Source organism: Shewanella mesophila, assembly GCF_019457515.1.
Lineage (GTDB): Bacteria > Pseudomonadota > Gammaproteobacteria > Enterobacterales > Shewanellaceae > Shewanella > Shewanella mesophila.
This window is the reverse complement of record NZ_CP080421.1, coordinates 3,405,039-3,425,852: the sequence shown is the minus strand read 5'-3', so window position 1 is coordinate 3,425,852 and position 20,814 is coordinate 3,405,039. Positions and strand designations below refer to the sequence as shown.

Below are 20,814 nucleotides of genomic sequence, written 5' to 3'. Positions count from 1 at the left end.
TTTGGTATAAGTGTTCCAGACACAAACCCCCTCTTAGCCCATCCATAGGCTTCGGGGATAAGTACAATCCATGTACAAATACCAAAGCTATCCATCCTTGGGCTTTGGCATAAGTGTTCCAGACACAAATCCCCTCATTGTCCAGCCATGGCCATCGGGGATAAATACAATCCATGTACAAAAAAGCCAGTCGTTAGACTGGCTTTTCGAATCGAATCACATTTGCGCTAGCTGGATGTGATTTATGCTTCTTCTAAGTTACCGCAGAAACGATAGCCTTCACCGTGAATCGTTGCGATGATTTCTGGCGTGTCTGGTAAGCTTTCAAAATGTTTACGGATACGACGAATCGTAACGTCCACTGTACGGTCGTGTGGCTTAAGCTCACGACCTGTCATCTTCATTAGCAGGTCTGCACGAGTCAGGATTTTACCTGGGTTTTCAACAAAGTGAAGCATCGCGCGGAATTCACTACGTGGCAACTTGTAAGACTCACCTTGTGGGCTTACCAATGAGCGACTGTTGATCTCTAGGCTCCAACCATTGAAGCGGTAGTATTCAACTGAGCTTTTCTCTTCAGTTTCTGCGCCAGTGCTATTTACACGAGTTAGCAAGTTACGAGCTCGGATAGTTAATTCACGAGGATTAAATGGCTTAGTGATGTAATCATCCGCACCAATTTCAAGCCCTAGAATCTTATCAACTTCATTATCACGGCCCGTTAGGAAGATTAGACCGATATTATTGATTTCACGGAGTTCGCGAGCTAATAAAAGACCATTTTTGCCTGGAAGATTGATATCCATAACAACTAGATTGATCTTATTTTCTTGCATTGCTTTATGCATTTCTGCGCCATCATTGGCTTCAGTTACCACATATCCTTCAGCCTCGAAAATACTTCTTAGCGTGTTCCGGGTAACGGCTTCATCTTCAACGATCAGAATGTGCGGGTTTTGCATATTTAATTACCTAATATTTGTTTAAACCTGTCCTAACCATGTGCGCCAAGTGGTGCCGTGGCCTATCTTTTCTTACAGTTACTGATTCACGTAAGTGTTTTCATCAAACTGGCTTGAAACAGCAACACACTTCATGATTAGTAAAGTATGCGTATCTTGATAAGAAGCTACGCGAACAGTATTCACTTCGATTAACAGTAGTAGGAAATAGTTCCTTTAACTATTAACTATTTTCAAGTTTAAATGTTAAAACAGCCTAAGCTCACATTTTATACAGAAAATTGACTAACTTTAAGTTACTGCTTCTGGAGCAAGGGGTAGCAAAAAGTGTTTCATCGTTAGATGAGTGGAAGTGAATCTCGGTGTTCATTGTACTCGTTTTAGTCATTTGTTAACAAATGAAATGTTAACAAATTTACTTTCAGATTTGATCTATATCACGTATTTGTCTTTATCCATCTGTTATTAAAGGGATTAATAAAAGTTAATAAGGTGACCTGCATCACAGGGATAGGAACTTCGCGCTATTTTGCTATAATTTGCTGAGTCTAATTTAGGAATGATTTAGTGATGAGTACTGAGATTGAACATTTTTGGCACTGTTATCAGCAAACACAATTTCTACTAACCCAAACATTTTCTCCTTTACTATCCTTCGCAATAATTACCGCTCACAACCCAAGAGGTGAAATACTCACCCCCTCGCAGAATCGTTTATTAGATAGACAACTACAAAGGCATATCGTGAAGTTACAATATCCCTACCGATCTGTAGTTGGCTGTTCATTAGATAAGCAACATATGGAAAAAAGCTGGGCGATACCTATGGACAAGCTAGATGCTGTTGCGTTAGCTCGGGTGTTTAATCAAAACGCTATCTATTATGTAGAGGAAGATCTTTTGCAACTTGTCCCCTGCTTGATTAACTATAGCGAACTCTCCTTGGGGAGCTTTTCAGCAAGGGTCAGTTTGGTCAGCGAGCTGCCAGATATCTATTCTTAAAGGCCTCGCTGCAGCTAAGATAGATAGGATTTGCTTCGCTAGACAAGAAACTTGCTCAAATACAATAAATATCGTTGACTTGTTAGATATATGTTTGCTAATTTTCGTCCATCTTAATCATTATTGATTGAGATACAGAAGAGGAGCGTTAACTAGGTAGTAAACTTGAAGAGTCCAAACTCTGATGACGGTTTATGAGGGAGATTAACGCCGAGATAGGCATCTGTTTGGTTCATTTGTTTATCGGTCGTCAGGGCTGAATCCCGTCGATTGTCACCTGTTTTGGTGGAGAGCTTCTGGTGGTGATCGCTGTTTCCCGTCTTGGGGTGCGTAATCTTTGCACCAGGCTCTTCGAACGAAGTTAGTTCGGAGCGTAATCATGTTAACTATTCAAGTTTTATTGCCTGTCTCAATCATTCTAGTTGAGGTGAGCTAATGTCTATTGTTGTTGCAAAATTCGGTGGCACATCCGTCGCTGACTATCAGTCTATGAGTCGTTGCGCCGATATTATTCTTGCCAGTTCCGATACGCGTGTCGTAGTTGTCAGTGCCTCTAGTGGTGTGACTAACCTACTGGTTGAGCTTACTCAAGCACAGTTAGATGATGGTCGACGTCAGCAACTGTTGAAAGATATTGCATCGATTCAATATAAGATCCTCGATGAACTAGGTCGTCCGAGTGATGTTGCTGCGCGTTTAGATGCTGTGCTTAGCCGTATTGCGGTGTTAAGTGAGTCTCTTAGCCTGGAGCGTAGCAAGGCGACGATGGATGAGTTACTGTCTCAAGGTGAGCAGTGTTCATCAGCCCTTTTTGCCGCCGTACTGCGTGAGAAAGGAGAGTCAGCCTCTGCTTTTGATGTTCGCCAAGTCATGCGTACCGATAGTCATTTTGGTCGTGCAGAACCTCAAATAGAACAGATAGAATCTTTATGCTGTGAGCATTTAACGCCGCTATTAAAAAGTCAGCGTATTGTAACCCAAGGTTTTATTGGTGCCGATGAACAAGGTGCTACAACAACTTTGGGACGTGGTGGTAGCGACTATTCTGCGGCTTTACTTGCCGAGGCGCTTAAGGCATCGGCTGTAGAAATTTGGACCGATGTCGCAGGTATCTATACTACCGATCCTCGTTTGGCTCCGAATGCGAAACCCATTGCCGAGATCAGCTTTAATGAGGCGGCAGAGATGGCAACCTTTGGTGCCAAAGTGCTACATCCTGCGACAATTTTGCCAGCGGTAAGGCAGAAGATTCAGGTGTTTGTGGGATCGAGTAAAGAACCTGAACGGGGTGGAACTTGGATCCGCCATCAAGTGAGTGATGAGCCCATCTATCGCGCCGTTGCAGTGCGCCGAGATCAAACTTTACTGAATCTTCATAGCTTGCAGATGTTACATGCTCAAGGCTTTTTAGCCGAAACCTTTGCCACTCTCGCTAGACATAAAATCAGTGTCGATTTGATCACTACCTCTGAAGTGAATGTATCGCTTACGTTAGATAAAACGGGTTCCGATTCGGCGGGTAGTAGCTTATTGAGTGAAGCGCTACTGCAAGAGTTGTCTCAGCATTGTCGGGTCCGCGTTGAGGATGAGTTAGCCTTGGTTGCTATTGTTGGAAACAAGATAGCTTCAACACCAGGTGTTTGCCGCCGGGTATTTGAGGTACTAGAACCCCATAATGTTCGGATGATCTGTCAAGGAGCGAGCCCACATAATTTATGTGTTTTGGTGGCAGAGTCTGAAGCGGCGCAAGTCGTTCGTTCGCTGCATGAAAACCTATTTGAAGGTGCCTAATGAAACCGACTCGAACCACGCTTAAGATTGGCGAATTGGCGACAGGGCAAGATTTAGAACTGCCTATTTTTCAGTTTAAGCCTGATTCGATATCGGGACCTAGCGTCTATATTCAAGCCAATGTGCATGGTGCAGAAGTGCAGGGTAACGCGGTTATCTATCAGCTTATGCGCTTGCTCGAAAATAGTGAGCTGCTGGGCCGTATAACCTTAGTGCCTTTGGCTAACCCCTTAGGTATTAATCAAAAAAGCGGTGAGTTTACCCTTGGTCGTTTTGATCCGATCACTGGGGTAAACTGGAATCGTGAATATTTTGACCATAAAGTCGATGTCGCTGCTTGGTACGTCAAGCACAGTCATTTAGCGGATGGTGAGTTGATTCAAGCTTACCGAGCCATGTTGCTCGAGCAGTGTCAGATGCGTCTTACGAATGAGTGGGGCGTGACAACTGGGCATCAACAAGCGGTGATGCTGCAGCAGATGGGGCACCAAGCGGATATCGTACTCGATCTCCATACGGGGCCAAAATCCTGTAAGCATCTTTATTGTCCTGAGTATGATGCTCAGGCTGCGGCCTTGTTTTCAATTCCCTATACCTTGTTGATCCCCAATGAGTTTGGTGGTGCAATGGATGAGTCGATATTTTGTCCTTGGTGGCAACTTAGCGAACATCTTAAAGCGCAAGGGAGAGAATTTGCCGTGCCAGTCTCTGCATTTACCTTGGAACTCGGTTCACAGGAACGTATCGATTTAGAAGATGCTTTGGTCGATGCCCAGGGCATTATGGCATACTTGAGCCATCGTGGCGTTATAGGTGAGCGTGTTGCACCCGCTAAGATGCAAAGGTTTGGCTGTTACTTAAAGGACTATAAAAAATACCATGCTCCCATTGGTGGTATGGTTGAGTACTTGGCTCAAGTTGGTCAACCTTTAGAGGTGGGTCAACCATTAGCGAATATTTTGCGTTTAGATCTTTACGGCTCAGACCAAGTGCTCAGCTCCTTAGCGGTGACCTTAGATTGTGTTCCTATTTTGCATTTTGCGTCAGCATCTGTTTATCAAGGGACCGAGTTGTATAAAGTGATGACGAATGTTTTTGAGTTTTAAAATTAATTTTAACTATTTGTAATTTATGTAAATATGGCTTTTTTACCCTTCGTGTTGCGATTTTAGATGACGGTTAATGATATCCATCATCTCTTTTCTAATTGTCATCCTGTTTCAAACAAACTTCTTTTGTTTCTAACTTGTTTTTTTTGTTCATTCCGTGTTAAAAGGTATGCTTCGTCAGATAAATGTGCTGACGAATTTGCATTGGCCTAGTGATTATTCTGGGAAGGGAGCGCGCTAGGTTCGATTTTATCAATTGATAGAGCCGACATAACAAAAATACTATAAGAAGTTAAGGAATTGACAAGTGAAAACTAAAATCGCGATTGCAGTCTCTACTGCGTTATTAAGCATGTCTTCGAGTGCTGCTTCAATAAGTTCGATTCAAACCCCCACGGTTGCCGTAACTAAGTCAGCCAGCGTCAAAAACCATATTCCTCAGGTGGATTCGAAGTCCTATGCTCAGGAGCAGGTTGTACGTAATCGAGCTGTTTTTTCACCTGAACATGATCTACCAGAAGGAAAATATAGATATTTTGTTCGCCTTACTGACAGCCCTGTAGCACTCTATCAAGGAGGGATTCAAGGGTATAAGGCTACTTCCGCTGAAGTGGTTAAGTATAAGAATCGTAAGCTTGATATTAATAGTAAGAATGTAACATCTTACCGCTCCCTGCTTACTTCTCGTCAAGATTCAGTTTTATCTAAAGCGCGCGCTTTATTAGGTAAGTTGGACGTTAAGCAGAGAACGACTCTGGCCTATAACGGCATGGTCATTGAGATGACTCAGGATGAAGCGGCTAAGCTTGCTAGCGTTGCAGGAATCGCCCAGATTCAACGAGAAGTGTTACGTAAGCCAATGACTGACTCTGGTCCTGCAATAATTAAAGCGCCAGCAATTTGGAGTGGTGATGCTACTGGTGTAGAAAGTAAAGGTGAAGGAATGATCGTTGGTATTATCGATACCGGTGTTAATACCGATCACCCATCATTTGCTGATGTTGGCGGCGATAAGTATGACCATACCAACCCTTGGGGACCTGGTGTTTATTCAGGTGATTGTGCAGTTGATTATCCAGAGCTTTGTAACGATAAGTTGATTGGTGTCCATAGTTGGCCTGCTGTAACGGATAAATATCTCGATTATGATATTGATGTGCCAACAAATGGTGAAGATCATAATGGGCATGGTTCTCATACGGCTAGTACGACAGCGGGTAACGTACTAGTGGGTACCAACGTCCCAGATGTTGACGGTGGGGACACTGGTGTGGTTTTTGATTCAATGTCTGGGGTTGCTCCTCACGCTAACATTGTTTCATATCAGGTTTGTCTTCCCGGTGAAGATGATGATGTTGGATTTGGTGGTTGTTTCCCATCTTTAACTGTTTTAGCTGTTGAACATGCTATTGAACACGGTGTTGATGCTCTTAACTATTCTATTGGTGGTGGTTCGAGTAATCCTTGGAACGACGCCGATGCTCTTGCATTCCTCTCTGCACGTAAAGCGGGTATACATGTCGCGACATCTGCGGGGAACTCTGGTCCAGGACCTGAAACAGTTGGTTCGCCAGGTGACGCGCCGTGGTTAACAACTGTTGCTGCATATACACATGATCGTGATTTTTCGGAAAAGGAAATTAGTGGATTTAGCGGTGGTGATACCGCAGCTCCTGCAGCGCTAAAAGGTAAAGCGATGACTGGAGCTTATACAGGGTCTATCGTGTATGCTGGTGACTATGAAAATCCTAATGATCCTGATCATGATCCAGCACAGTGTCTTGAGCCTTTCCCTGAGAACACATTTGCCGCAGATACCATCGTAGTTTGTGATCGTGGTGAAATTGCACGAGTTGATAAAGGTCGTCATGTTAAATCTGGTGGTGCCTCAGCTTTAGTTTTGGCTAATGTTAGTGGTGGCGCTGATTCTGTTGTTGCAGATGCTCACGTATTACCTGCTATTCATATCGATGCTGCTCAAGGTGATGTGCTTCGAGCGTGGTTAGCGAGCGGTGCAGATCACAAAGCGACCATAAGCGGCACAGAGGTTATCCATGATGACAAACTAGCACGTATTGCTGCTGGTTTTACATCTCGTGGGCCTAACAAGTCAGTACCAGATGTTATTGCTCCTTCAATTGCCGCACCAGGTGTCAGTATTTTTGCTGCTTACGCTAATGACCAGTCTGATGCATTTAAAACTTCTCCAGATCCAAGTGACTACGCATTCCTAAGTGGTACATCAATGGCGAGCCCACATATCGCCGGAGCTTTAACACTCTTGGCAAGCATCCATCCTGATTGGACGCCAGCTGAAGTTCAGTCTGCATTGATGATGACCGCTAATCAAACGACCCTTAAAGATGATGGCACAACACCATCAGATTTCTTTGACATGGGTGCTGGCTATGCAAATGTCGAGGCCGCTGCTAAAACTGGTTTAGTGATGGATGAGAGCTATGTTGACTATGTTAAAGCCGATCCTAGTTTAGGTGGACAACCTTCTCAAATTAACTTAGCAACAATGGCGAACGCTAAGTGCGTAGAGAAATGTACTTGGACAAGAACGGTTAAGGCGACTAAAGATGGTGCGTGGACTGCTAGTAGCTTAGGTGCTACCGACGGGTTAGTTCTTAGCGTAATGCCTAGTACTTTTGAGTTGAAGGCGGGTGAAACGCAAGAGCTTACAGTTACAGCTGATGTTTCTGCTGCAAGCGCAGGTTGGAATTTTGCCAATATCAAGCTCGCTTCTGACGGTATGCCAGAGGTTAAGCTTCCTGTTGCGGTGAAGTCTAACGGTGATAACTTACCAGATAGCTTAACTATTACTGCTTCACGCTCAGAAGGTAGTATTACCTATAGTGGTTTTACTTCTAATGAACTAAGTAATATCACTGCTGGAGCCTATGATAAAGCGTCGAATCTAATCGAACCAACGGTATTGAGTGTACCCGAAGATGGTTTCGATTATACCGGCGTTGAGTTTTCTAGTGACTTAGGCAATGTCATCTTTTCTACTTCTTCTGAAACAGCACCAGATGTAGATCTTCGAATTTTGGATGCGAGCTTTACTAAGATTGGAAGCAGTGCTGGCCCTGATTCTGACGAAGCGGTAGCATTTACTAACTTACCTGCTGGTGTTTATTACATCGTTGTTGACGGCTATAAAGCGTCGACCCCAGGTGGAAGTGATGATGTTACTGTGAAAATTACTTCAGTATTGGCTAATGATGAGTCCAAAAGTGATGATGTTGCGGTAGTCGTTGATGAAGCCGATGGTAAGTTTAACCTGACATTTAATTGGGATACCAATAAAAACTCTGCTGGTATCGTTGTTCTTGAGTCGGGTGATAAGTCGGCTATGGTTCAATTGCCTTACAGCGTTGTTCGTACAAACGATGTCACACATATGACAAATCTCTCTGATGCGATGGTCGCAGGTGAGGCAAGTCGTGTTAGCTTTGAAGTCGAGCCTAACTTTACTGATGAAGACAGAGAATATAGTTTTAGTGCCCAGATGTCTGCTGGTCATAAGGTCGCTAATATTTCTCATGACGGTGTGATGGAAGGTAATACTATTACTTGGACTGTTGTTCAAGAGGCCTCTTCTGGTGAAAACTTGTCAGTAGGGTTTGATCTGGTTCCAACTAAAGCAGGTTATCCTTATGCGCTTAAGCTTACCAATGAGCGTGATGGTGACACTATAGAAGAGACTTTAAAGTTTGGTGTCGCTGAAGTTGCGCCAGTTGCGATGGCTAGCTCTCCGGCTACAGGATATGAGGGTGAAAGTATTACAGTTGATGGCTCTTCATCGTTTGATGGCAACGATGATGCATTAAAGTATCAGTGGGTACAAACAGGAGGCACACCTGTTCAAATTGATAAGTCTGCTGCATCGTTTACATTCAAGGCTCCTGAAGTTGACAGCAAAGGAATGATATTATCTTTTGAGTTAACAGTGTCTGATAGTAATGGTAACTCCGATGTCGCTACGACTCATGTTTCAATTGCTGAATCTGTTAAAGTAGATAATGGTGGTGCGGCTGGATGGATGACTTTGATGTTATTGCCATTTGTATGGATGCGTCGCAAATTTAAAGCTTAGTATATTTGTTAAGTAATAAAAAAGGCTAACGAAAGTTAGCCTTTTTTCTTTTATATGGGTTGTCTTTTAATTATTCCACTTAAGGCTTTACTGCTCTAACAATGGGGTTTTGTAAACTAATGAGTGTCTCGGTGGATTGAATTTCGTCGATAGATTGAATTCTGTTGATTAAGACGTGTTGTAAGCCATCAATTGATTGGCACATAACTTTGACAAAAATACTGTAGTTGCCAGTGGTGTAGTAAGCTTCGGTGACCTCTTCAAGCGCGTTTAATTTAGCGATAGCGGCTGGGTAGTCGCCAGCACTCTTGAGATTAATACCAATAAAACAGCAAACGTCATAGCCTAATGCTTTTGGGTTTACAGTGATTTGCGCGCCAGTGATAATTCCTGCTTGTTTCATCTTCTCTACACGCACATGGATTGTTCCTGCGCTGACACCAAATCGTTTGGCTAACTCGGCAAATGGGGTTCTAGCTTCTTCCATAAGAGCTGAAAGAATTTGATTGTCGAGCTGATCTCGTTGAAATGAGTTATCCATCAATAAATACCGCACAATGACTAATATTGTTAATTAATTTACGGCATTTTTTGTTAAACGGCTAATTTTTTGTGTTAATAGCTAGATATAGCATCAATTAGCTTAATGAGAGTGTTTTACTGCTGCTAGATATGGAAGCGAAGAGTGGCATTTAGCGCAATAGTTTTGTGGTCAGACAAAGCCGTCCAGAGACGGCGAGATTCGAGGTGCTAACTCACTGTTGCTGAGTCACTTCAACAAAGGGGATCTCTGTCGAAAAGGTCATTAACTCACCGTTATAAGGGTGTTTTATGGTGAGTGATTGTGCGTGCAGTAGTAACCTTGGTGCTAGGCTTTTCGCCAACGGATCGGCGTAAAAGTTGTCACCAAGGATTGGATGACCAAGGGCCATCATATGCACTCTAAGTTGATGAGAACGACCTGTGATCGGGGTCAATTTGACTAAGGTTGAACGCTTGGCCTTACTAACCACTTCAAAATGTGTGGTAGAAGGTTTACCTATTTTGTGGTCGACTTTTTGTTTCGGCCGATTAGGCCAATCGCAAATAAGCGGAAGATCAACGGTTCCCATTTGTGGTTTTAGGTGTCCCGCGACTCTGGCGTAATAGGTTTTTTGAGTCTCTCTATCTCTAAATTGACGCTTGAGCTCCCGCTCTGCGCTGCGTCTAAGGGCGACGACTATGATACCCGAGGTCGACATATCGAGACGGTGAACGATCTGGGCATTGGGATGTTCGCCTAGTACTCTCGAGTAAATACTATCGTGATAGGCTGGATCGCGCCCAGGGACAGAAAGTAGTCCCGATGGCTTATTAATTACAATAATATCTTTATCTTGATAAACCACATCTAGCCAAGGCGAAGTGGGTGGAGCATACACAAAATTTGTCATAGTTAATTCAAAATTTTTTAGCGGCAGCAAAGATACCCGTTACCTTAGTTGCGAGCAAGGAAAACGGGTTAAGTTTAATCTGGTTTTACAGGCTGTGACCATTGACATGCATTATGGCAAAAGTCCATACAACGAATGCTAACGAGAGGTGAATGAAGGCATAGATGGCTTGATCTAATCGTTCCATTCCTTTAGCTGTCCAAATCAAATGCCCGTGAAGTAAGATCACTAACGGAAACAGCATAAATAATGGATAAAAACCAATAGGGTTAGCGTCACCAAGCAGTGCCCTAGACAATAGGGACCACACCACCATAAATGCTGTTATCAGCGGCGGTGCTGCTAGTCGATATTGTTCTGGGTAGGGAAACATATGAGATCCTTATGCTGTTTTTAAATGAAGCTTAATCTTGCTTTTAGGTGATCTGCTTTTAATTGATAGGCTTTTGGGCGATCAATTGGGCTTTAAAGCAAGGGGCATCTTCACAGCCTACATTACCTTGGAAATAGTGCAAAGTCGCAAAATCACTGAACTCATCTAAAAGTTCGTTTTCGCGTAGCAGGAAGTCAGGGTTTTTTGGTCGTCCATACTCTGCCTGAGTCGTAATAAAGGTTTCATATACTATTAGTCCACTAGGCTTGAGCATCTGCCTAATGGGCTCAAAGAGTGGTCGGTGTAAGTAATTAAACACGATAACGAGATCAAATTTTTGTTGCGCCAGAGAGAGCTTTTTACCCGTTTCTAGATCAAATTTGACTGAGTGACAGTTTGTTGGAAGTTTGCTGAGGTGACTTAGATCTCTATCAATAAAAGTGACTTGTGCGCCCAGCTCTGCTAACCATAGACCATTTCGGCCACTCCCACAGGCCAAGTCTAATACTTGAGCGCGGCTATTGATGTTTAATAAGTTAAGGTTATTTGTCAGTAACTCTGATGCGCTATCCTTTAATCTCTTTTTTTCCATCGATCCGTCGCCTATGAATAATTGAATAGTGCCGCAGGCCAGCTGGGCCATGAGAAACTACCACAGATAAGAGTACTATCGTTATCAGGAGTTCAGGTTTGTAACTCGCGAGTGGGATGAACAAACTTAATAGTCCAAGCTTGACCAGGGTTAACACACCTTTAAGCTGAATTAACCAGCGCCAATCACGAAATACTTCCCATAACATTAAGATAGAGCCAGATATCATGGCGATAGTCCAATAAAGGGTCCAATCCGCCTTAGGTACGTCTAATAAAATGCCTCCGCCAGCGCCAACGACACCTAGAATGTGTAATGCTCTCAAGCTGGTTTTACTCAGTCTTTGTACCCAAAACTGTCTTTCGGAGATCTGCTTTCGTCCCATATGATTTGTACAGTGGATTAATTTAGTGGTCAGCTTATCAGGAAATATTCGAAAACACATTTAACCACAGAGATCAGCGCTCTATTATTCGGTAAACTGTGCTTTATGCAGCATTTGTCAGCTGACCCCAAGCTTACAGGTGGACAATTATTCAATCGCCAACAATGCTTGGTTATACTTAGGTATAGTTTAGATTTGGCAGTCATATTCGTTATGAAATAACGAGTATCTTCAATAGGGTATTGAGCGCTGCTTAATACATTGCAAAGACAACATTAGGTAACGACAAATGAAAATAGGTTTTTTTAGTGCTAAGTACTATGACATGGAACATTTCAATCGCACTAATAGTGCCTTTGGTGCTCACATTGAATATTTTGACTCTCGTCTATGTATGAAAACGGTAAAGTTGGCGCTGGGTTATGAAGTCATTTGTGCCTTTGTAAATGACTCTCTGTGTGAGGAGGTGCTAGTCGAATTAGTTAAAAATGGCACCAAGATCATCGCAATGCGTTGTGCAGGTTTTAATAATGTCGATCTCGTCGCGGCAAAACGCTTAGGTTTGAAAGTGGTCAATGTACCTGCTTATTCTCCAGAATCGGTTGCCGAACATACCATAGCCTTGATGTTGACCCTTAATCGTAAGGTACATAAGGCGTATCAGCGCACTCGTGACGCGAACTTTTCTCTTGAGGGTTTGGTTGGTTTTAATATGTATGGCCGCACTGTTGGTGTGATTGGGACGGGCAAGATTGGCGTTGCCACCATAAAAATCTTGCTTGGCTTTGGCTGTAAAGTGCTCGCATATGATCCCTACCCAAATCCAGCCGTGCTCGATTTAGGCGTCGAATATTGCACCTTAGATGAACTGTATCCGCAATGTGACATCATTAGTTTGCATTGCCCGTTGACCGAAGATAATCATCACCTACTGAATCAAGAGAGCTTTGCTAAGATGAAGCCCAAAGTGATGGTTATTAATACCAGTCGTGGTGGATTACTTAACGCAATCGATGCCATGGAGGCCTTGAAAGTGGGTCAAATTGGTTCATTGGGCTTAGATGTGTACGAAAATGAGAAAGAGTTATTTTTTGAAGATAAGTCAAATGAGATCATTCAAGATGATGTATTTAGACGTTTATCGGCTTGTCATAATGTTATCTTTACTGGCCACCAAGCGTTCCTGACGGAGGAAGCATTAGGTGCTATTGCGCATACTAGTTTGACTAATATCAAACAGTTACTGAATGGCGAAGTGTGTCCAAATCAGCTCTATTAATTACAGCTTACTCATTTTTATTTGGTTATGGTTGAACATAATAATGTGAGAGGTAATGCTAGGAATTATATAATGAGAATAACGCGTTATCTTAATATGGGCTGGGTTTTAGTTCGTGTTTTCTGATCAATAATCAGATTGCTTATTTAATTTACTAGCGATAACTGACATTCATCTGTTGGGCTGATAGATTATAATCAAATTTATTAGCCTGAGGGTGTGAGTATGATGGTTAAACAGGATGTGCAGGATATAGATACCCCTACCGGGACAATGAGATGTTATCTCTATCGTCCTGATGCCGAAGGGCAGTTTTCTACTATCATTTTCTATTCTGAAATATTTCAGCAGACCGCACCTATTGCAAGAGCGGCAGCGATGCTAGCAGGGCATGGTTTTGTCGTCCTAGTGCCTGAAGTGTTCCATGAACTCAATCCTATCGGAACCGTTCTCGCCTATGATGATGCGGGTAAAGATAAAGGCAATGAGGATAAGTTTACTAAAGGGTTAGAGCACCACGATAGCGACACTCAAGCCTTGGTCGCATTTGCCCAAAGCCAACCATTTTGCACCAGTCTAGTTGGCGCGATGGGCGTGTGTATCGGTGGCCATTTAGCCTATCGAGCTGCGCTAAACAGTGATGTCGTTGGTGCATTTTGTCTTTATCCCACAGATATTCATTCAAATACGCTACCTTGCAATAACGGTAATGACTCTTTGAGTCGAACCGCCGATATTCAGGGGGAGTTAGTATTGGTGTTCGGCAAGCAAGATCCTCATGTATCTGGAGAGGGGCGTAAGCTTATTTATGACAGGCTAACAGAGACAGGACGAACATTTAGTTGGCATGAGGTTAATGCGCAACATGCGTTTATGCGTGACGAAGGAGACAGGTACGATCCAGCGTTGGCGTTACAGATCTATCAGCAAGCGGTGGCCTTTTTCCATCGAGTCCTGCGTTAGTCTATGGAGAACCTCAAGCCAGCCAATTAGTATTTTTGAAGCATAATAAATAGGCGAACTAAGGTTCGCCTATTTATTGAATCAAATTAAATCCACTTTCTCTTTCTAAATAGCCAGATCAATACCGCAGTGATGGTCAACATGACTCCCCAGACGATGAAATACCCATTGTGATGTTTTAGCTCGGGAATGTACTCAAAATTCATCCCATAAATACCTGCGATAAAGGTTAATGGGACAAAGATAGCTGTGATAATGGTGAGTACCTTCATAATATTGTTTAGCCTATGAGCGCTAATCGAGATATAACCATCGATAAGATCGCTAGAGACCTGATAGAAGAGATCCGCGAGACTGGCGGCACGATGTTGATGTTCACATACATCGTTAATTTCATGGGCTAAGCTAGCGTCGAATGGTGCAAATTGTTCATCGCGTAAGGTATTAAATAATTCCACGTGATAGTGAAAATTACGTCTTAACCGTGTGAGATCCGTTTTATAAAGTACTACTTCGGCGAGTACTTTATCATCGGCAGTGGTGAGCATTACCGATTCAAGTTCCTCTAGGCGGACTTCAAGATCAAACAAGATTTTATGATAGCGCTTAATCACAAAGCGGCTTATTTTTAGTGCTATTGCACCCGTGCCAGCGCTTAATGAGAGTGAACCCGATTCGAGAGCTGTTATGGTGCGTTCAATGCTTAACGAACGCTCTAAATGACGGGTAATAATGAAACGTTCGCTGATAAACAGTGCCAGTAGGATGTTATCGCAGTCTATCGATTCTGAGTCAGCAGATAATCCTCTTAGGATGATAAAGGTGTGATCATTGAAGCCTTCAATTTTTGGGGGATGCCTGTCGCGAGAGGCATCTTGAAGCGCCAATGGGTGTAAGCCAAAGGTCTGTTGTAATTGTTGTTGCAGCGATGCGGTTAATTCCCCTTCGATATTAAGCCATATAATGCTGTCCTCGCTCTGTTGCCAGGTCGCGATAGCCGAATCATCTCCCTTGACTAAAGTGTCGTCTTTGGGATGGTAAAGTAAGGTCGTTATCATGCTTACACCTCTATTTAATCGCTTTGCTGCTGGGTATGATCTTTGTGTTCATCGATAGCGATAGCCTTCGGGGCTTTGTTGGATAACTTTAGTACCCCTTTTTGTAACATCAAATTGTTAGGGTAGGTAATGACTATATTGTCTTCTCGTTCTATCAGTACGTGAAATAGGCTGATTTCGGCAATAACGCCACTCACATCTTCATCTTTATCTATGATTTTGATCTTGTCGCCAATACGGTACGGAAATACGAAAAAGATCAGTATACCTGCGGTGATATTACTGAGTATCGACCACTGTGCGACCAATGCGACGCCTAATACAGCAAAAACAGAGGAGATAAACAGGGAAACCTGCTGATATTCAATCCCCAGAGACACTATCATTAGGCAAGCCATAACGCTGAAAAACAGATAGCTTATGTATTGAGTAACCAACTTAGCGCGGGTGTGGGTGACCTGTTTTAACTGTGCCAGTTTGTTAACCCAATTGTTGAGTAGACGTTGGCCGAAAACAAAAAGTACAATATAAAGACTGATAATAAGTAGTGATTGGGTCATGGGTAAATTGCTATAAACATAAGATTTTAAACAAATACTACATTGACTACTTTTATGCAATTAATCGTTCGATAACCATTGATTCTAGCCTTGGGATCGCCAAGTCACGTTGCGCTTTGACTACAATTTTTACCACAGTTACAAGGTATCTAGACTTGTTCCTCTTGTTTGCGTGATGAGTTTTTTGTTTAGTGGATTTAAGTGGCGTGGTTCAAGGCGCATGCAGATAAAGTTGATTCAACTCAATCACTATTTCACCTGAACTCGGGATAATAAACGTATCTCAAACAGCCCTTTATTCCGCTAACTGCGTTGGATTTACTTGCAATAGGCGGCCTATTGACGCGTAAATACGCCTTGTTAGCAAAACAAATGACAAGTTTGAGATGAAACAAGCGTAAAACGGCTAATTCATCTAGCGTTATGCCATCTCTTAACCCGAGTTCAGCTTATTTAATGACTGGCTCGACGAAGTTGTTAGTGCATATTAGGGATAATTGCTGTGTTACGTTGGCAATTACTTCATAATATTGGCTCTTTGGTACTAAAGAAATGAGCCGCTAATGGTAATGCGCTTATTTTGGAAATTGCATGACAGATTATCAGACGATACACCGCAGTGAAGATGAGTTCGGGCCAGTGATCGTACTCGAAGATAGAGACATACGTTTACTCTCATTTGGCGACAGCGATGAACAAAGCAAATTACTCAAGAGCGCACCGCATATTCCTCAACATACCTACCTTCAAGCTATGTTATTGGTGTTACTGTTTATTAAGCCAAAGCGAGTGATTGTATTGGGTCTCGGTGGTGGGGGACTTATTCACGCATTGCGTAATTACGATCGGGCGATCAATGTCACCGCAGTCGAGCTTAGGGCTAGCGTGATCGAGGTGGCTAAACGCTATTTTCAACTTCCCATAGGTAAGAAGCTCTCGCTCATTCATCAAGATGCGACTGAGTTTTTAGTGCAGCGTGATCATAAAAAAGCCGATGTTATCTTTGCCGATATCTATGGGGCAGAGGGTGTTGACGAGAATCAATTGACCGAGACATTTATAGCTAATGCATCAAGCATGGTAAAAGCCGATGGTTATTTGGTGCTTAATTGCTGGAAGGAACATAGCCAAAATCGGGAATTGTTAGCTTTGTTGCAGATCCACTTTTCCGAGGTGAGAGCCTGCTTAACAGGAGGTGGCAACTGGGTTGTGATCGCTGGCAAAGTCGCCAGAGATATTAGCAGCAGTGGTTTGAAAGCAGATGCACAGCAACTATCAGTACAACTCGACTTTCCTTTAGTGCGCAGCCTTACTCGTTTTGAGCACTGGCAATGATTATTATTTAAAAGACTTCATCTTTTGGCTAATCGGTTTTTCAGTTGAAAACATAGTTCAATTATAAAAATCGATTAGCATGATAGCTTTTATCCGTTATATTTAATTATCTACAGTCGCTATTATTACTCCATCGACAACGAATACTGGGTTTCGGCAGTTGCCATCAACCCGTAACAAAATCCGTTAATAACGTAAATGGAGCTATAAATGACACAATCTATCATCAACACTGAAATCAAGCCTTTCTCTGCAACTGCATACCACAATGGCGACTTTGTCTCTGTCACCGAGCAAGATCTATTAGGTAAGTGGTCAGTGGTTTTCTTCTACCCAGCTGATTTCACTTTTGTTTGCCCAACTGAATTAGGTGACATGGCTGACCATTACGAGAAGCTACAATCTATGGGCGTTGAAGTGTACTCAGTATCTACCGACACTCACTTTACTCACAAAGCATGGCACGATAGTTCTGACACTATCGGCAAGATCAATTACCCAATGATTGGCGACCCAACTGGCACTATTACACGTAATTTTGGTGTGATGATCGAAGAGGATGGCCTAGCGCTTCGTGGTACTTTTGTGATTAACCCTGAAGGCCAAATCAAGGTTGCTGAAGTTCATGACTTGGGTATTGGTCGTAGCGCGTCTGAGTTGGTGCGTAAGATCCAAGCTGCTCAATATGTTGCAACTCACGATGGCGAAGTATGTCCAGCTGCATGGCAGCCAGGTGAAGCGACACTCGCACCATCTTTAGATCTAGTTGGTAAGATCTAATTAGTTGCCTAACTCCTATCAGATGAGGATTCATCTCCCTTATCTGATAAGGCTTGGTTGGTAACTAAGCCCCATTATCTCCTCGCCAGCTCATGCTCGCCCCCTGCAAAGTGTGAGCTGGTTTTTTATCTTAGTTTTCTTGATTCATTAATCATTGTCTTATTTTTAGGAGTTTCCATGTTAGATGCGAATGTAAAAAATCAGCTGACTACTTATCTGCAAAACCTCAAGCGCCCAGTTGAACTTGTCGTGTCGGCAGATGATAGCCCTAAAGCCCAAGAGTTAAGGTCGTTAGCAACTGATATTACTACTATTTCAAATTTAGTGTCATTGACCGAATCAGAGGGTAAGCGTACTCCGTCGATGACTGTAACCAATAAAGAAACTCAAAGTGAAATCACCTTTGCTGGTTTACCTATGGGGCATGAATTTACTTCACTAGTATTGGCGTTATTGCACACGGGTGGACATCCACTCAAGCTCGATAGTGAGCTAATTGAGCAGATCCGCGCGCTACCTGGTAAATATCAATTTGAGACCTATGTGTCACTGAGTTGTCAAACTTGCCCTGAAGTTGTGCAGGCTCTGAATATGATGGCTGCGATTAATCCTAATATTACCAATGTCATGATCGATGGTTCACTTTTTCAAGAAGAAGTGAATGAGCGTAATATCATGGCGGTGCCTTCGGTCTATCTCAATGGCAAAGCGTTTTCAGTTGGTGGGATCAGTGTTGTTGAAATTCTCAATAAGCTCGATGTCAATGCGAGTAGTCGCAAGGCAGAACAACTTAATCAGAAAGAGGCGTTCGATGTTTTAGTGGTTGGTGGTGGCCCAGCAGGAGCCTCGGCGGCTATCTACGCTGCTCGAAAAGGATTACGTACAGGCATCGTCGCCGATAAGTTTGGTGGGCAGGTGGCTGAAACCGTCGGTATTGAGAACTTTATCTCTGTCAAAGCGACAGAGGGACCAAAACTGGTTGCCAATTTAGAAGCCCATGTTCACGAGTATGATGTCGATATTATGGATAATCAGCGTGCTTTGAGTCTAAAATCTGGTCAACTATTTGAGCTTGAATTAGAAAGTGGCGCCGTGCTGCGCAGTAAAACCATATTACTCGCAACAGGTGCTCGCTGGCGTGAAATGAACGTACCCGGTGAGCAGGAGTATCGCGGAAAAGGTGTGGCTTACTGTCCGCATTGTGATGGTCCACTGTTTAAAGGTAAGCGAGTTGCGGTGATTGGTGGCGGCAACTCAGGGATTGAAGCTGCGATAGATTTAGCCAATATCGTTGAACATGTCACAGTGTTAGAGTTTGACAATAAATTACGCGCCGATGAGGTTTTACAGCGCAAAGCTGCCTCAATGGGTAATATCAAGATTATTACTCAGGCGATGACCACGGAAGTGACGGGTGATGGTACTCGCGTCAATGGACTTAACTACACAGATAGAGCGACAGGCGAAAGTCATCATGTCGAGTTAGCCGGTATATTTGTTCAGATAGGATTGGTACCCAATGCTGAGTGGTTAAAAGATACCCTCGAGTTGACCAACAGAGGTGAAATTATCGTTGATGCCAAAGGTGAAACCTCTATTGCGGGTGTATTTGCTGCGGGAGATGTAACTAACTCGGCTTATAAGCAGATCATCATTGCGATGGGGAGTGGTGCAACGGCTTCATTAGGCGCGTTCGATTATCTAATTCGCCACAGCGAATCGACCGAAACGATTGCTGCTTAAAGCGGTATATTGAGTTAAACACAGCCAGCTATATGCTGGCTGTTTTTTATTCGACTATATAATTTAGCTAATTTATTGAGTATGGTTGTGTTTTATTGGCAAATTTGAGGAGTTTTTCTAGGTAGTGAATAATTATATGCCAAAAAGCTTCGATGAGGCTGTCATAGAAGAAACTCATCAGTACCTTACTCAATCGATTAAGTGGGTGGCGTTGCTATCGATGTTTTTGCTGACGGCGATCTTCTTCGCCGTTATGTTGCAAAAAACACATATCATTACAGTTCAGCAGCTTATTACGTTAGAGCTTCCTGTTCTGTGTGCGTCTCTATTTGGGCTTGCAGGCGTCATTTATAAGCAACCACAGAAACGTAGTCTTGGCTTGGTATGTTGCTATATCTTAGTGTTAGAGGCTGCTTGGATTATCTTCATCATTGGCCAGTTCTATCTCACTACCTCTTACGAAGTGCTCAGCGAATACAACGCCTTAAATAGCGCTGAAACCATAGTCGATATTTTGGTGTTTACTTTCGCTATTTCACTATTTCCAAAGCGCAGATGGTTACTCATCAGTATATTACCTTTGATGATGATCGGCCTGATCATTCGCCTGATTGAAATACCAGAAACCCCGATTTTTGCAGTGACTAAGTTTATCTGTTTGCTGGTGATCATTATCTCAGGACAAAACGTGTTAATAGAATGGTTTAAAAAGGCTATCTTGAGTGATATTGAGAAGCAACAGCTTTTACAACAGTTTAAGCAGATGGCACTTCTTGACGGACTGACAAATCTTAGTAACAGGCGTCATTTTGATGATGTTATGCTGAAAGAAGTTAAGGCTGCAGAGCGTGATAGTACGCCCCTATCGTTAATCTTGATTGATGTCGATTTCTTTAAGCGCCTTAATGATAGTGAAGGGCATCAGGTTGGCGATGAGTGCTTGAAGATAATTGGAGAACTGTTACACAGTATTGCTTCTCGGCCACGAGATCTGGCTTGTCGCTATGGTGGTGAAGAGTTTGCGATTATTTTGCCCGATACCGCCCTTGAAGGGGCGGTGTACATCGCAGATAAAATAAAACTGGCTCTCAGACAGGTTAAGATCCCTCATCCCGATTCAGATGTTAGTCCTTATATCACAGTGTCTCAGGGGGTCTGTCAGTGGCAACCAGGTCTTGAGGTCGGCGATGTTACTCGCGGAGCTGATCTTCTCCTCTATCAGGCTAAATCATCGGGGCGCGACGGCTATTGCAGTGGAAAAGCCAAAGCCCATGATGCTGAGCAAGTATGATCGCGCTAATTTTTACCTGCATAAAAAAGCCCTCTGAAAGGAGGGGCTTTATC

Annotated in this window: 18 protein-coding genes and 1 riboswitch; of the genes, 10 read left to right on the top strand and 8 right to left on the bottom strand. The window is 43.0% G+C overall.

Annotated features, from left to right (window positions below):
• Positions 1-242: 242 nt before the first annotated feature.
• The gene (arcA, locus tag K0I73_RS15210; protein WP_220061907.1) at positions 243-962 is read right to left on the bottom strand and encodes a two-component system response regulator ArcA; all 720 of its coding nucleotides are present in this window, start codon (positions 960-962) and stop codon (positions 243-245) included.
• Between the two features lie 570 nt (positions 963-1,532).
• Between arcA and K0I73_RS15205 the strand changes: the two genes are divergently transcribed.
• The 4 genes from K0I73_RS15205 (at position 1,533) to K0I73_RS15190 (ending at position 8,969) form a co-directional block, all read left to right on the top strand.
• Positions 1,533-1,964 (top strand): DUF3293 domain-containing protein, encoded by a 432-nt coding sequence (locus K0I73_RS15205; RefSeq protein ID WP_220061906.1) that lies wholly within the window; start codon positions 1,533-1,535, stop codon positions 1,962-1,964.
• A gap of 130 nt (positions 1,965-2,094) precedes the next feature.
• Positions 2,095-2,268: riboswitch (Lysine riboswitch) on the top strand.
• A gap of 131 nt (positions 2,269-2,399) precedes the next feature.
• On the top strand, positions 2,400-3,755 hold the full coding sequence (gene lysC, locus K0I73_RS15200; RefSeq protein WP_220061905.1) for a lysine-sensitive aspartokinase 3: 1,356 nt from the start codon (positions 2,400-2,402) through the stop codon (positions 3,753-3,755).
• Entirely contained in the window at positions 3,755-4,861 is a 1,107-nt protein-coding gene (locus tag K0I73_RS15195) for a succinylglutamate desuccinylase/aspartoacylase family protein (RefSeq protein ID WP_220061904.1), read from the top strand. The genes lysC and K0I73_RS15195 overlap by 1 nt, the downstream gene beginning before the upstream one ends.
• A gap of 310 nt (positions 4,862-5,171) precedes the next feature.
• Positions 5,172-8,969, top strand: a complete 3,798-nt coding sequence (locus K0I73_RS15190) for a S8 family serine peptidase (RefSeq protein ID WP_220061903.1) — start codon at positions 5,172-5,174, stop codon at positions 8,967-8,969.
• A gap of 79 nt (positions 8,970-9,048) precedes the next feature.
• On the opposite strand, the gene asnC is transcribed toward K0I73_RS15190, so the two are convergent.
• The 5 genes from asnC to K0I73_RS15165 all read right to left on the bottom strand — a co-directional run bounded on the left by asnC (position 9,049) and on the right by K0I73_RS15165 (position 11,752).
• Positions 9,049-9,510: a transcriptional regulator AsnC gene (gene asnC, locus K0I73_RS15185; RefSeq protein WP_220061902.1), complete on the bottom strand. Its 462-nt coding sequence runs from the start codon at positions 9,508-9,510 to the stop codon at positions 9,049-9,051.
• Between the two features lie 214 nt (positions 9,511-9,724).
• The gene (rluA, locus tag K0I73_RS15180) at positions 9,725-10,402 is read right to left on the bottom strand and encodes a bifunctional tRNA pseudouridine(32) synthase/23S rRNA pseudouridine(746) synthase RluA (RefSeq protein ID WP_220061901.1); all 678 of its coding nucleotides are present in this window, start codon (positions 10,400-10,402) and stop codon (positions 9,725-9,727) included.
• Between the two features lie 85 nt (positions 10,403-10,487).
• The gene (locus K0I73_RS15175; protein WP_220061900.1) at positions 10,488-10,775 is read right to left on the bottom strand and encodes a hypothetical protein; all 288 of its coding nucleotides are present in this window, start codon (positions 10,773-10,775) and stop codon (positions 10,488-10,490) included.
• Between the two features lie 58 nt (positions 10,776-10,833).
• Positions 10,834-11,367, bottom strand: a complete 534-nt coding sequence (locus tag K0I73_RS15170) for a class I SAM-dependent methyltransferase (protein WP_220061899.1) — start codon at positions 11,365-11,367, stop codon at positions 10,834-10,836.
• Positions 11,342-11,752, bottom strand: a complete 411-nt coding sequence (locus K0I73_RS15165; RefSeq protein ID WP_220064407.1) for a hypothetical protein — start codon at positions 11,750-11,752, stop codon at positions 11,342-11,344. Before K0I73_RS15165 ends, K0I73_RS15170 begins: the two co-directional genes overlap by 26 nt.
• A gap of 289 nt (positions 11,753-12,041) precedes the next feature.
• Between K0I73_RS15165 and K0I73_RS15160 the strand changes: the two genes are divergently transcribed.
• Positions 12,042-13,031 (top strand): 2-hydroxyacid dehydrogenase, encoded by a 990-nt coding sequence (locus K0I73_RS15160; protein ID WP_220061898.1) that lies wholly within the window; start codon positions 12,042-12,044, stop codon positions 13,029-13,031.
• Between the two features lie 225 nt (positions 13,032-13,256).
• Positions 13,257-13,994, top strand: a complete 738-nt coding sequence (locus K0I73_RS15155; protein WP_220061897.1) for a dienelactone hydrolase family protein — start codon at positions 13,257-13,259, stop codon at positions 13,992-13,994.
• Positions 13,995-14,080: 86 nt separating this feature from the next.
• On the opposite strand, the gene K0I73_RS15150 is transcribed toward K0I73_RS15155, so the two are convergent.
• Together K0I73_RS15150 and K0I73_RS15145 are read right to left on the bottom strand one after the other, a co-directional pair.
• Entirely contained in the window at positions 14,081-15,052 is a 972-nt protein-coding gene (locus K0I73_RS15150; RefSeq protein ID WP_220061896.1) for a magnesium transporter CorA family protein, read from the bottom strand.
• Between the two features lie 14 nt (positions 15,053-15,066).
• The gene (locus K0I73_RS15145) at positions 15,067-15,612 is read right to left on the bottom strand and encodes a mechanosensitive ion channel family protein (protein ID WP_220061895.1); all 546 of its coding nucleotides are present in this window, start codon (positions 15,610-15,612) and stop codon (positions 15,067-15,069) included.
• Positions 15,613-16,203: 591 nt separating this feature from the next.
• Between K0I73_RS15145 and K0I73_RS15140 the strand changes: the two genes are divergently transcribed.
• From K0I73_RS15140 to K0I73_RS15125, 4 genes are all read left to right on the top strand, one after another.
• Entirely contained in the window at positions 16,204-16,947 is a 744-nt protein-coding gene (locus K0I73_RS15140; RefSeq protein WP_220061894.1) for a spermidine synthase, read from the top strand.
• A gap of 210 nt (positions 16,948-17,157) precedes the next feature.
• A complete protein-coding gene (ahpC, locus tag K0I73_RS15135; RefSeq protein ID WP_220061893.1) occupies positions 17,158-17,727 on the top strand; it encodes an alkyl hydroperoxide reductase subunit C in 570 nt (189 codons plus the stop codon).
• Between the two features lie 177 nt (positions 17,728-17,904).
• Positions 17,905-19,470: an alkyl hydroperoxide reductase subunit F gene (gene ahpF, locus K0I73_RS15130; protein WP_220061892.1), complete on the top strand. Its 1,566-nt coding sequence runs from the start codon at positions 17,905-17,907 to the stop codon at positions 19,468-19,470.
• 124 nt (positions 19,471-19,594) lie between these two features.
• Positions 19,595-20,761 carry a sensor domain-containing diguanylate cyclase gene (locus K0I73_RS15125; RefSeq protein ID WP_258405203.1) on the top strand — a complete coding sequence of 389 codons (1,167 nt, stop codon included), beginning with the start codon at positions 19,595-19,597 and terminating at the stop codon, positions 20,759-20,761.
• Positions 20,762-20,814 lie beyond the last annotated feature (53 nt).